Source organism: Yoonia sp. BS5-3, assembly GCF_038069655.2.
GTDB lineage: Bacteria > Pseudomonadota > Alphaproteobacteria > Rhodobacterales > Rhodobacteraceae > Yoonia > Yoonia phaeophyticola.
This window is the reverse complement of record NZ_CP150951.2, coordinates 2,250,495-2,262,607: the sequence shown is the minus strand read 5'-3', so window position 1 is coordinate 2,262,607 and position 12,113 is coordinate 2,250,495. Positions and strand designations below refer to the sequence as shown.

11 protein-coding genes are annotated in these 12,113 nt (G+C 54.3%); all 11 read right to left on the bottom strand.

What is annotated here, in order from left to right:
* Window positions 1–627: 627 nt before the first annotated feature.
* The 11 genes from AABB29_RS11405 to AABB29_RS11355 all read right to left on the bottom strand — a co-directional run bounded on the left by AABB29_RS11405 (window position 628) and on the right by AABB29_RS11355 (window position 12,078).
* Entirely contained in the window at window positions 628–1,572 is a 945-nt protein-coding gene (locus tag AABB29_RS11405; RefSeq protein ID WP_341366789.1) for a type IV pili methyl-accepting chemotaxis transducer N-terminal domain-containing protein, read from the bottom strand.
* A 298-nt stretch (window positions 1,573–1,870) separates the two neighbouring features.
* Window positions 1,871–4,219, bottom strand: coding sequence for a phosphopantetheine-binding protein (locus tag AABB29_RS11400; RefSeq protein WP_341366790.1), 2,349 nt, complete (start codon window positions 4,217–4,219; stop codon window positions 1,871–1,873).
* Window positions 4,220–4,332: 113 nt separating this feature from the next.
* Window positions 4,333–4,689, bottom strand: a complete 357-nt coding sequence (locus tag AABB29_RS11395; RefSeq protein WP_341366791.1) for a hypothetical protein — start codon at window positions 4,687–4,689, stop codon at window positions 4,333–4,335.
* A 201-nt stretch (window positions 4,690–4,890) separates the two neighbouring features.
* Window positions 4,891–5,673, bottom strand: coding sequence for a creatininase family protein (locus AABB29_RS11390; protein WP_341366792.1), 783 nt, complete (start codon window positions 5,671–5,673; stop codon window positions 4,891–4,893).
* Complete coding sequence (locus AABB29_RS11385) at window positions 5,660–6,589, bottom strand: 2-oxoglutarate and iron-dependent oxygenase domain-containing protein (protein WP_341366793.1); 930 nt, start codon at window positions 6,587–6,589, stop codon at window positions 5,660–5,662. The genes AABB29_RS11390 and AABB29_RS11385 overlap by 14 nt, the downstream gene beginning before the upstream one ends.
* Window positions 6,590–6,592: 3 nt before the next feature.
* Window positions 6,593–7,192 (bottom strand): NAD(P)H-dependent oxidoreductase, encoded by a 600-nt coding sequence (locus tag AABB29_RS11380; protein ID WP_341366794.1) that lies wholly within the window; start codon window positions 7,190–7,192, stop codon window positions 6,593–6,595.
* On the bottom strand, window positions 7,192–7,770 hold the full coding sequence (locus AABB29_RS11375; protein WP_341366795.1) for an NAD(P)H-dependent oxidoreductase: 579 nt from the start codon (window positions 7,768–7,770) through the stop codon (window positions 7,192–7,194). The genes AABB29_RS11380 and AABB29_RS11375 overlap by 1 nt, the downstream gene beginning before the upstream one ends.
* 1 nt (window position 7,771) lies before the next feature.
* Window positions 7,772–9,061 (bottom strand): FAD-binding oxidoreductase, encoded by a 1,290-nt coding sequence (locus AABB29_RS11370; protein ID WP_341366796.1) that lies wholly within the window; start codon window positions 9,059–9,061, stop codon window positions 7,772–7,774.
* 124 nt (window positions 9,062–9,185) lie between these two features.
* On the bottom strand, window positions 9,186–10,448 hold the full coding sequence (locus tag AABB29_RS11365) for a cytosine deaminase (protein ID WP_341366797.1): 1,263 nt from the start codon (window positions 10,446–10,448) through the stop codon (window positions 9,186–9,188).
* Entirely contained in the window at window positions 10,448–11,302 is an 855-nt protein-coding gene (locus AABB29_RS11360) for an ABC transporter permease (RefSeq protein ID WP_341366798.1), read from the bottom strand. The genes AABB29_RS11365 and AABB29_RS11360 overlap by 1 nt, the downstream gene beginning before the upstream one ends.
* Window positions 11,299–12,078 carry an ABC transporter ATP-binding protein gene (locus tag AABB29_RS11355; RefSeq protein ID WP_341366799.1) on the bottom strand — a complete coding sequence of 260 codons (780 nt, stop codon included), beginning with the start codon at window positions 12,076–12,078 and terminating at the stop codon, window positions 11,299–11,301. Before AABB29_RS11355 ends, AABB29_RS11360 begins: the two co-directional genes overlap by 4 nt.
* Window positions 12,079–12,113: the final 35 nt, after the last annotated feature.

Here is a 12,113-nt window from a genome sequence, read left to right as displayed (position 1 = left end):
TTTTGGAAAATGGTCCCGAAAATGGCCGTTCGTGCACGTTGCAGCATCCGGCAATAAGGGCTCTTTGTGGTCATTAGCTGCAGTCTGCACTAATGGCGGCTTTCCGTAAGAGCTGCCGCTAGCATGAAACCCCACGACCGGCAGCAATTCGAAAACACTTCCTGTTGGGAGCAAGTCTGCAAGAGCAGATAAGTGAGAGCAATAACGAGCAACTAGTTGAGTTATTGAATAACATTCTTGGAAATGTCGAAAGTAAAGTTCGCGATGAAGAATGGCTCAGATTTTATGGCGAAACTATCGATGGCTTGGACGTGGATGAAGACTCGATAAATTTGGTGCGGGAGCGAGTGCAGAGGTTGGCAACTGGCGCGTCGGCGGAAAGTGAGTTCATGAGCTACCGTTGGCATGAGGATACCTTCCAGATGCGACAGCTTTGGGCCATAACTAACGGTCGACGAGATCCGTGTCAGGGTGTGATTAACGATGTCAAACAGCGGCATCGATGAAACTGAACGACAAAAGACTGCCCCAATTTACGATACGCTTTAAGAAAATATAGATGTTATGGAGGGATGCCGTTGTAACGCTTACGCTTCAAACCTATCGATCGTCATCTTGGCCCGAACCCTAGTGGTGTCGTTCCACATAGGCCCGGTAGTCGTTGACCAGGTGATCTATTTCTTTCAACTCTTCATTGAAGTCGTGAAATATCTCATATTTCTGGGCCATATCCAGCTCTTCGCCCGCAAGGAGCAAATCAAGGTTTGTGCGTATGACGCCCCAACGTTCGAGGATACTGTCCAAGTCAGCCTCGATCTCAGGCGTTGGTGCCGCAACAACGCCTGCTTCAGGCATGCCATAGCGCAGTGCGTGCAAAGAGTTTTCAAAAATCACCATAGTGGCTTCAAGATCCTCGCGACCAATATCAGCGTGATACCCCGTCCAGATTTCACAGGCATCTTTTGACATTTTCTGGGTCAGCATCTGTTGGCGACCTGCAATGTTGATCAGAAGTGCATCTGCCTGGGTCATCTCATATGGATGGGAATATTGTCCCAAGATATCAGAGGCGACCACTGTCGCCTTATCGAGTAACGAAAGATTGTGATCGTCAATGACATGAGCGCTATCAACGTTGTGGCCATCAGCCAAAACAGCCTCTACGGCGGTATGCGTTTCGTACCACTCGGTCCGTAATTCCTGAAGGTCATGGAGCGTGCGTCTGTTTTCTTCCGGCCCCAGAATATGCAAGGCTTCATTACCGAATTTGAGCGCATCCAGGATGATGTCCGTTTCATGCATCGCCTCTTCAAGATCGGCGTAGCTTTCATCAATGGCGACATCCGATGTCAGCGCACAGGATGCCGCCGCAACCTTTTGCGTGAGCATTGTGAGGCGTTGTGCGTAACGGATACGATCAGCTCCGTCAGACTCAATCCCGCGTGACAGAACATCAGCATTATGCAGGGCCGATAGAACCTCTAGCGCATCTTGCTCATCTGCCAAAACTTGTGCGTTGCATAATGTCAACGAGGCAGACAGTGCTGCCGCCCCAAAACACAGAAATTTCATACTCTTACCTCATAACTTATAACTCGTGACATCCACGATTTGGCGGCCAAATTTGGTACAAGTTGGGCGAAACTCAAGTTTCGCTGACGGCCCTTGGAAACGGTGTGTTTCCAGATCGTGCAGCGCAATCGTTTATCGGCAATGGAGCCCTACTTGTGCGTGCATCCGCAAGTTGACGGCGCAATCTCGGTTGTAGAGCTTTGCGTCCCAAACGCCGTGAAACACCACTCTGCGTAAGTTGGGCGCCACGGCCTCGTCGTTTGAGATCTACTCGGTTTGCGCCGATCACATCGGCGCTTCAAACCCGCCTGTTGATAAAGTGCGCAATTCGACTGGCGACATCAGGCTTTGTGAAACGGGCATGACGACCTTCGATGGAAATGAGTTCGAGGCTGTTATTCAACAGATGCCGCCACCGTTGGATTTGCACCTGATCAATTGTGCCCTGCTCTGCCTTAAAAAACATAGGGCGCGCAGCTGGAATAGGACGCGGGGTCCAACTGTTCAGTTGGGCACGGAAGTGGAACTCGCGATACGTTCTGCGTTGATACTTTTTCCCGCGACGCCACTTAGACACCGCTTTGCCCCATTCGAAGAAAGTTTCAAATGCAATTGGCCACCGATTTCCGTCAGGTGTGGAATCGGTATCGATCAACGCCAGACAGCCAATACTAAAGCCCCAATCGACAAGAAGTCTTGCCGTCTCAAAAGCGAGTATCCCGGCGGCAGAAGCACCAATTAGATTAATTTCAGATCTATCACTACGTTGCGCGATCGTCGTTGCTAGATCCAATGCAACATCATCCAAGCTGCAAGAATATGGCCAACGGCCTGATACCAGCAGATGGCTGCGCACGGCTTCGACCCGGACCTCGTCCTCAAGGGCGCGGGCGATTTCTATATAGCCGGACGTAATGCCGCTCAGTATCGGCAAAGCAAAAATCAAGCGCGAAGATGGAGCATTATTGAGTGCCAAGACACTTTGTTGCGTTGAAGGATTGAGACGTCCAGCGATCGTCTCTGCGATTTTTTCTGCACTTGCGGGCCTTTCGAAAAGGAGTTCGAAAGGTAGATCAACACGAAACTCTTTTTCCAGCTGCAATGCCAATGTGATGGCTTTCAGAGAGTCGCCGCCGACATTGAAGAAATCATCGCGTATGTCTGGTTCATCCATCTTAAGAACCCGCCCCATGACGCTTGCGACGCGCGGCGCGTATTTCACAACAGTTGCGCGGTTTTCAGATGTATTTGTCGGCGCATGGGGTTTGACCGCTGGTTGCCGATGCAGGTGCAAGTCGCCATGCGTAACGCGACGAAGATTGTCCTCAAGATCGGGTTCTAGCAGCGGAACAGCATGTCCGCGATCATGCTGCAGCACGGTGGCCTTGTTACAAAGGGCGGTGATTTCCAACTGCTGCCCAACTGAATGCATCTCATCTTTGGCCGAAACTAGGTGGATTGTATTGGGCGCCGTAATCTGTCTGAGTTGATCAACCCCGTCGGCCAATCGCTCTAGCGGACTTGCGGACATGCTGAGAAGAAGTTCCAATTCAGCATTTTGCGAAGCAACCAAAGCCGCGACCAGAGCACCGTTGCAAATCCCACCGATTGCGTCAAACGGTCCAAGACTTTCCAACGCTTTCTGCACATGCGCAACGCTTTCCGCCAACGATTGTGTTTGCATAGTGCCCCAGCTGTAATAATGCGCTTTGCCATAAAGGCGGGCCTCAAATGCAACAGGATGGAAAGCCAGTTTAGGTGCACAGCGGTGCGGGGCATCGATAAAGGTGAAATCGATCCGGTCAGACAACCGCCCCGTCCAGTGCGTCGCCCGCATGCTTTTTTCCATCAGATCCCCATCGGCGCCTTCCCCATGCAAGAATAGCATGCGCGTAATGGGTTTTTCATTGTGGGGCCGCTTGGCATCAAAAGAAGTGTCGGCAATGGCGGGTTTTGCGACTTCGCCCGCGATAGTCGAATGCAAAGCACGGACGGACGGCTGATCACTGACGATCCAATTGGGCAAGGAACAGCCAAAGCGATTGCCAAGATGCACAGCCAATTCCATTGCGACAAAGGAGTTGACGCCCGCATCGCCCAAATGCGTATCTACCCCAATCGGCGCGGGAAGGTTCAAGAAACCTTGGACGGCCAAAAGAACATCATCCAGTGTTATACTGGACGTTGTTGATGCCGAAGGTTTTTGCGCACGATTTGTGTTTTGCTCATCCAGCAAATAGGCTGCCCGGTCACTTTCTTGCCAGATGAAACTTTGCAGGGCGCCAATTGGACGTGATGCAAGCTGCGCATTGAAGTGCGCAGCAAAGGCCACACGGCGTCGCTTTCCTGTCGCTGTCAGGGGCAAGGCGGGCATCATGACATAGGATTTTGGGACGGCAGCGTCCGGCAGCTGCTGCGCCGCCCATTGATGGATATGTGCTATGTCCAAATCAGATGGCGCGTTTGCGATAGCCAAAGCAACTTCTTCGCCAAGTTCGGAATTTGATCTGGCGAAGACCATGAATTGCGGCTTGGTTTCAGCTTCGACAAATGGTGGGTAGCATTCCAGCGCCGTTTCGACATCCATCGGCGCAATGGTTTCACCTCCGACATTGATGATGTCTTTCACCCGACCGGTAATCTGCAACCATCCGGAGCCGTCCGAGGAAAAACATCCCAGATCACCGGTTCGAAAGAAGCCCCGATTGGTGAAAGCCGAAATTTCCTGATCGTCATACCCTTCAAAGACGGTTGGGCCTCTTACCGTGATCTCACCAATTGTCCCGTCTGGTAAGGGTTCGCATGCTTCATCACTTTTGGGGTCGATGATTTCGATGTCGACGGATGGTAATGGGCATGCGCATACCAGCGTTGTTGGCGTGCAATCAGCTTCTCATAGATAAACGGCGTTTCATTGTTGGGCTTTTCGACCGCCATTGCCGTCCGATGAACATGATTAGCCGCCTTGTCGAGCCGCACGAGTTCTTCATTAATCCCCCTTGGGATATTCAGCCCCGGTAGCGTTTCGATCGGCTCTTGCAGCAAACCATCCAGAATGCTGACAAGGGACTGCGTGAAAAGGCCCACCAATTGGCGATCTGCAGCAATCCCGCGCAAGTGAGTTCCGGCTAAGAGATATCGCGAGCCCGAGCTTGTTTCGTCATGAACCCTGACGATGTCAATGATACGCTGGAAGTCGCGCCGGCCGCGTCCCGGCGGCCACCACTTCCCCGCCGACGGAACATCTATGCGTGACTAAGACACAAAATCTGTGCTTTCATCTCACCTCTTGAAGAATAATCCCTGTCAAAAAACGTCTTAGATTTTCGCAGCGGCGTCCGGCAGTGGCATGTCCCGGACTTGCCGTAGAAGCGCAACAAAACCTGCCACTTGATGCTCAGCAGTTGCTCGCCCTTTCTCTGCCGTCGCTAAGCTCGCATCGCCGACCGTTCCGTCGGGGTTCAAGTCTGACGCAATCCATCCCCGGCTGATTGGTCCAATCGGTGGGATCAGATCCGTTTCGGCTGTAGATGCGAAATGGGTTGCATGGGACATATCCACGCTTTCAGCTGCGAAATCGAGCATCAGCGAGGTTTCCACATCGCCACCGTGGATGCCAAATTTCTTTTCGTAATCGCCATACATGCCATCCGGATGGCCGAAATTACCCCATTGGCATTTAACTGCGAGCATCCCAGCCTCAACCCGCAATTCGCGTGACAGGATTGAAATCAGGTCCAAATTGCCGCCATGGCTGTTGACGATCACGATCTTTTTAAAGCCAGCGCGGGCGACTGACAGCCCGATTTCTGTCCATGCGGTCAGGGCCGTCGTTGCCGTCAGCGTCAAAGTACCCTTCGCCCAAAGATGTTCGTTGGATTTACCAACAGCCTGGATGGGCAAAATCCACGGGTCAAGATCATCGGGACAGCTTTTGCGGAATGTGTTCAACATCCCTTCCATGATCAGCGTATCCGTCCCAACCGGCAAATGCGGACCGTGTTGTTCAATAGCCGCCGTCGGCAAGATGGCGATGGCTGTCTTTGGATCAACATTTTCAAATTCTGGCGCGCGCCGCTGCGCCCAATCAAGCCGTCTCATCTTGGTCCTTTCCATGATATGTCGCATCCAGCCGCGCCCGCAGATAGTCTTTCGCCAGAACTGGCGGGAATTTTGCTGCGCCTGTGCCAGGCAGCGCCGCAATCAAACTGTCGGGGTTTGGATCAAGGAAAAAAGCAATCGACCGGCGCGCCTTTGGCGGCGGCAAAACCCGGTGCGGTGTTGAGGCGTAGATTTCATTGGTCCAGCGCATCAGACAATCGCCAATATTCACTACAAATGCATTCGGCGCGTGCGGCACGTCAACCCAGTCACCTCCGCGCGGTTTGACCTGCAAACCCGACACCCCGTCGGTCATCAACAGCGTGATTGATCCATAATCGGTATGCGCGCCTGCACCCATCTCATTCTTTTGTCCGGATGCTGATGGATAGGATAATAGCCGCAGGGTCGCCATTGGCGCATCAAAATGCGGGGCAAAGTAATCTGGGTCGAGCCCCAGATCGCGGGCAAATGCAGCATGTAAGTCAATGCCCTGTTTCCAAACAGCATTGAAGTAGTCCAGTACGATATCCCGAAACCCGTCAATCGCAGGCCATAGATTCACGCCCCGAAATGCATCACCGCGCAGCACAGCCGGGTCATCCGCCGCCAGATCAAGCCCGATATTAAACGCTTGTTTCTGATCGATCTGGCCGGACGCCTCATCAAGGCTTTCGCTGCCCATGGCAGCCCAACCGCGATTATGCGGGTTCGAGGCGATTGACAGCTTTGCCTTTTGCGCCTCGGGCAATGCAAAGAACGCATCTGCTTGCCCAAAACACGCATCGATCAGGGCCTTCGGGACATCGTGGTTCTTGAGTAGAAAAAAACCACTCTTGCGACAGATCTGCCCCAGCTCAGCCGAAAATGCTTGCGGATCAGTTTGAAAGGCTGACCAATCCAGAACCGGTATCATCCTCTACCCTTTCGCAAATCGATCCACTTTGCGCGCGACTTTTTCAAGATGCGCCGCGCGGCTGTCTTTGGTTGAGCTGTCCATGAGATAATGGGCAGCAAAGGCAGTTTTGCACCCTTTCGCACAAAGCAGACGTACGCCGCGAAGGATTGTCCGCTTACCCGGTGCGCCGACAAACTGCGTCAACCACCAGCTTGCCCCGCAGGTGGTAAAGACCGCCAGCCGCGAGATATGAGTCAGCCCGGGTGCAATATTTTCATCTGGGGCTGCGGGCATCTTGAACGCAACACCGGGCAACAATGCCCGATCCAGCCATCCTTTGAGCATCGCAGGCAGACCGTACCACCAGGTTGGGTAAACGAAGACCAGCGTGTCGCACCATTTCAAATCCGCGACATGCGCCTCAAGCCCGGTCTGGTTCTTGCTCTCATCGAAATGATCGCCCAGTTCGTCCTGCCCCATCACTGGGTCAAACCCATCGGCATAAAGATCAATCAACCTTATTTCCGCACCCGATGCTTTGAGCCGTTCAATGACCAAATCCCGGATCGCGGCATTAAAGCTGTCGGGGCGCGGGTGCGCATAAACCACAAGCGCGCGCATTACAGCCTCTGCATTTCGGATCGCACCCGATCAAGATGGGCGCTCAGCGCATCGGGGCTGTTATTGTTCATATCGTAAAGGCCAATATAGCGTGTGCGCGGCCAGCCACAGGCATAACGCACCGCGCGCGTGACGCATTTGCGTGGTGGGTCCCCGTTCATCATGGCCCGGACCCGCGTGCCGCCATAAGTCGTGCAGGCCACAAGGCGTTTGATATTGGTCAACCCTGGACTGATGCCCCCGCCTTCCAGTTTAAAGCTGACATCGGGCAGAAAGACCCGATCTAAGAAGCCCTTTAAGATTGCTGGATACCCAAAGTTCCACACTGGAAAGACCATCACCAAGGCTTCGGCCTGGCGCAGCCTGTCAACATATGCCTGCACGGGCCCTGTGTTTTGAGGGATATCGTGATAGCCGCGCCGCTCGGCCTCGGTCAGGACAGGCGCAAAGCCTTCGGCGTTCAAATCACAATCATCCACGTCCCAATCACGGGCTTTCAACGCGCCCACCACGGTATCATGGACGGCTGCGTTAAAGCTGTCTGCGCATGGATGCGCATAAAGTACAAAGGTTTTCACGTCAGGCGCTTTCGGGGGCTTTGGTCATGCCTGGGTAGGCGTACATTTTGGCGTAATCCCAGTCCGGGTCATCCCAAGCGATCATCTTACCCGGATTTAAGAGCCCCTTTGGATCGGCCTCTTTTTTGAAATCCAACTGGCGTGGGTCGGCATGCTGCCGCCCTCCTTCTTCCAGTGTGTAGCGATGCGGGTTAAAGATCAGCGCCCCTGCGGCTTCATGGGCCTTGACGATTTCATCAAGTCTTTCCTCTGTGGTGAATTTCACAAGGGTCAGCCCGGCAAAGCCGATCTTGCCGCCCTCCATCCGGATCGCTTCAAGATGTTGGATCAGCTCGTCAGGGAAGGCTGCGCGCATTTCATTGACAAGCCGGAAATGATCAGGGAACCCGTAGCGGACCTGCAGATAGGTAATGCTGGGATCAACCTTGAGCGCGCGCAATGTTGTATGATTCCAACCATATTCAAAAACATGACCAGGTGCGCGGGCCCAGTCGTGATCATCTGACCGATAGATCAGTTTCATATCCGGATTGCGCCCCATCCATGTCAGGAACCCTTCCATATTATGCGGCGCGATCATCAGACCGATCAGGTGATCATCATCCGCAACATATGGGGCGACGCGTTGGAAATAGGCCTTAGCGGTTGGCGCCTCATAGACCGAAGCGATTTTAAGCAGGATGCCATTTTCATTGGCTAGAGCATCGGCGCATTCCATGGCCCGATCCCAATCCTTAGCCGTGACAAAGCAGTGGGTCCAATCATAGGCCGGGGCCAGCGGAAGTTCGAGCTCGGTGATGATCCCGTTGGTGCCATAGGCGTGACTGACGCGGGCCAGCTCTTCGCCTGTGAATTCTAGGATGCGCGGCTCTTTTTCCATCGTCACAACCCGCAAGCGGATGATATTCCCCAACTCGCGCAGCGACCCCCAAGTGACTGAGCCAACACCCCCAGAGCCGCCCGCAATAAAGCCGCCAATTGTGGCGGTCGCCCAGGTTGAGGAAAACATGCGAAGCTCATGACCGCAGGCCGCGATACAGTGCGCATCCACATCCTTGAGCAGACATCCCGGCTGCACGATCACGCGGCCCGGTTCGCAATGTGTCACCTGATCCAAGTGTTTTAGATGCATGACACAGCCGCCGCGCATCGGCATGGCTTGCCCATAATTTCCTGTCCCCGCCCCGCGCGTGGTCACCGGCACATCATGCTCATAGCAAACTTTCAGGATTTCGATAATCTCGGCCTCATCCTTGGGCCGGACAACAAAGTCGGCAACAAGGTGATCCATCCGCGCCTTGAGCACGGGCGAGTACCAAAAAAATCCCGGGAGGCGGTCGTGATTGCCGCATCCCGTTCTTCGACATCAAGATGCGATAGCGCAGCTTTTGCTGCGGCGATATTGGCGGGTATGGTCATGGGGTAGCCTCAAAAAGCGGATCAAGTTCGGTGTAGCTGGGCAAGGTGCGGTCGATCGCGACACCGTTGCGCAGCACGATGCGATCAGATTGCGGCCGCGCATAAAGTTCATTCCAATTGCGCGCGGAACAAATAATCAGGTCGGCGGCGGCACCAATCGCGAGGCTATTATCGGCAAACCCGCAAACAGTCGCTGGCGTTGCGGCAAAGCTTTGCACCCAATCGGGATCAGAGTGGTCAAGATGGGCAATGCGTGTCGCCATGCGCATCACCTCAAGCATATCCATGTCGCCATAAGCGTAGAACGGATCGCGTGTATTATCCGAGGCAAAGCTGACCTTGATCCCCCGCGCTTTCATCTCATGCACCAATGTCACGCCGCGCCCGCGCGGAGTGCGGGCGGCCTGCCGATCTTGCAGATAAAGGTTGCACATTGGCAAGCTTACCACATCCAGTTTTGCCTTGGCGACAAGATCAAGCGTGTCCAATGCCCGCGCATCATCTTGCGCCGACAATGAGCAGCAATGCCCGACCAAAACCGGCGCATCAAAGCCTGTTTCCAGAACGCATTCCGCGATTAAACGCAATGTCTCAGAGCTGGGGTCCATGGTTTCGTCGGTATGAAAATCTAACGCCAATCCAAGCTTGCCCGCCGTTTCTAAATGGCCAAGCAACACCTCTTTGAGTTCGGGGATTGGGTAAGACACCATGCCCAGAACGCCGCCATATTGGGCGACCGCTTCTGCGATGTCGTGATACTCGGCCAAGGCATAGCCTTCGCATGAGATCAAACTGGCCATTTGCAGATCGATCTTGCCCGCCCATTCGTCCCGCAATTCGGCCAGTACGGGCCAACTGCGTGCATATTGCCCATTCATCGAATCCACATGGGTCCGGATCGCCCGCGTCCCATGGGCATAGGCGCAGCGTATCGAAAAATCTGCGCGGGTGCGGACATCTTCGCTGGTCCAATTGGCGTGATCAGCACGCACATTGCTTAGCGCCCCAATGAAGGTCCCATCGGGGTTCTGCGCCCGGGGCAGGATATGCCCTTTATCAAGATGTGTGTGACAATCGACAAAAGCGGGCAAAACCATAGCGCCGCCCATATCGATCGCTGCGCCGCCCGCTGCCGCGATCTTGCCATCGGCGATGCCGATCTCGGTCCGGACTAAATCACCGTCTTGCCCCAGCACAGCGGCAGGTATGGTGACGTTGCGCAGGGTCACCGGCCCGTCCGGAAGTGTTTTGAAATCCATTAATCTTCTCTTTTCAGGGCACTTTCATGCCAACGGAACAGGCATAGATAGCTGATCAAACTCATCAATCCGAAGATCGCCACCCCCATGATCGATATCAGGATCAAGGCAGCATAGAGGCGGCCGAAGTTGAACCGGTATGAGGCTTCAAGCAGCGTCGATGCAAGGCCAAGCCCGGTGCCTGCACGCCCGATCACAAACTCGGCCACCACAGCGCCGATCAATGCCAGCCCCCCGGCAATTTTCAAACCACCCAAAAAGAACGGCAGCGCCGATGGGGCCGAAAGATAGCGCAACGTCTGCCACTTGCTCGCGCCATAGATTTTGAACAGGTCTTGCAGATTATGATCTGCAGATTTGAGCCCGATGGTCGTATTCGACAGGATCGGAAAGAATGCCACGATCCATGCGCATAACAGGGCCGCCACAAAGGCGCTTTCCACATAGATTTGCAAAAGTGGCGCAATCGCCACGACCGGAGTGACCTGCAAGATCACAGCATAGGGGAACATTGCAAGTTCAACCCATTTCGATTGCGTAAAGGCAATTGCGATAGCCAGCCCCCCGATGACTGCAAAAATCAAGGCAAGCAATGTCAGCCGCCCTGTAACAAGCAAAGCAGGCCACAAAACCGCCCAGTCGGCAATCAATGTCTGCCCAATCAAATAGGGTGACGGCAGAATGTAGTGGGGGACCTCAGCGATCGTGACATAAGCCTGCCAGCCGCCAATCAGCACGACCAGCACCAGCGAAGGCAGCATCCAACGGGCAACCCTTGTGATCTGCTTTTGCCGTGCGCGGCGTTCTTCCTCATGATCAATCGTCGGGGCCGATTGTGTGTCCAGCGCGCTCATGCTGCTTGCTCCATCGCGCGCTCAAGCATTTGTGAAGCTTCCGCGGCCGACGCCGCATAATCTGTCGATGTGCGGAAGGTCTCAGTGCGCGGATAGGGCGCGTCCACCTTCACCTCGCCGATGATACGGCCCGGCCGCGCGGCCATCACGACAATCCGGTCCGACAAAAACACGGACTCAAAGACCGAGTGCGTTACAAAAATCACCGTGCATCCAATTGCTTCGCGCAGCGCCAGCAGATCGTTATTCAAACGATGCCGGGTGATTTCATCAAGCGCCGCAAAAGGTTCATCCATCAAAATCAGTCGCGGCTTGGTGACAAGTGCCCGCGCGATTGACACGCGCATTTTCATGCCGCCGGACAATTCGCGCGGATAAGCGTTTTGGAAATCGGCAAGCCCCACCAGTTTCAGCGCTTGCAAGACATCGTCTTTTACGCTGGCATAGCTTTTTCCACGCAACCGGAAAGGCAGCCAGACGTTATCTTTGACCCGCGCCCACGGCATCAGGGTGGGTTCCTGGAACACGACCCCCAGATCACCATCACCTTGACCGCCCTGCCAATCGATGCTGCCCGATGTGGGCGACATCAGACCAGCGATCAAACGCAAGGCTGTCGACTTACCGCAGCCAGACGGGCCGAGAAGAGACAAAAAATCGCCCTGATGAAGCGTCAGGTTCAAATCACGCAATGCCACCACGTTCCCGCGAAACGTCTTTTCGATATGAGACATGCGCAAAAGCTCGGGCCGCGTCTGCGTGGCTGCGCTTTGCATTTCGATATTTCCTTCGTCAGATCGGGACTGGCCGA

Excerpts from the sequence above, each read along its gene's own strand:
- AABB29_RS11405 (WP_341366789.1), bottom strand. The coding sequence starts at position 1,572 with ATGAAATTTCTGTGTTTTGGGGCGGCAGCACTGTCTGCCTCGTTGACA.
- AABB29_RS11390 (WP_341366792.1), bottom strand. The coding sequence starts at position 5,673 with ATGAGACGGCTTGATTGGGCGCAGCGGCGCGCGCCAGAATTTGAAAAT.
- AABB29_RS11385 (WP_341366793.1), bottom strand. The coding sequence starts at position 6,589 with ATGATACCGGTTCTGGATTGGTCAGCCTTTCAAACTGATCCGCAAGCA.
- AABB29_RS11380 (WP_341366794.1), bottom strand. The coding sequence starts at position 7,192 with ATGCGCGCGCTTGTGGTTTATGCGCACCCGCGCCCCGACAGCTTTAAT.
- AABB29_RS11370 (WP_341366796.1), bottom strand. The coding sequence starts at position 9,061 with ATGGATCACCTTGTTGCCGACTTTGTTGTCCGGCCCAAGGATGAGGCC.
- AABB29_RS11365 (WP_341366797.1), bottom strand. The coding sequence starts at position 10,448 with ATGGATTTCAAAACACTTCCGGACGGGCCGGTGACCCTGCGCAACGTC.
- AABB29_RS11360 (WP_341366798.1), bottom strand. The coding sequence starts at position 11,302 with ATGAGCGCGCTGGACACACAATCGGCCCCGACGATTGATCATGAGGAA.
- AABB29_RS11355 (WP_341366799.1), bottom strand. The coding sequence starts at position 12,078 with ATGCAAAGCGCAGCCACGCAGACGCGGCCCGAGCTTTTGCGCATGTCT.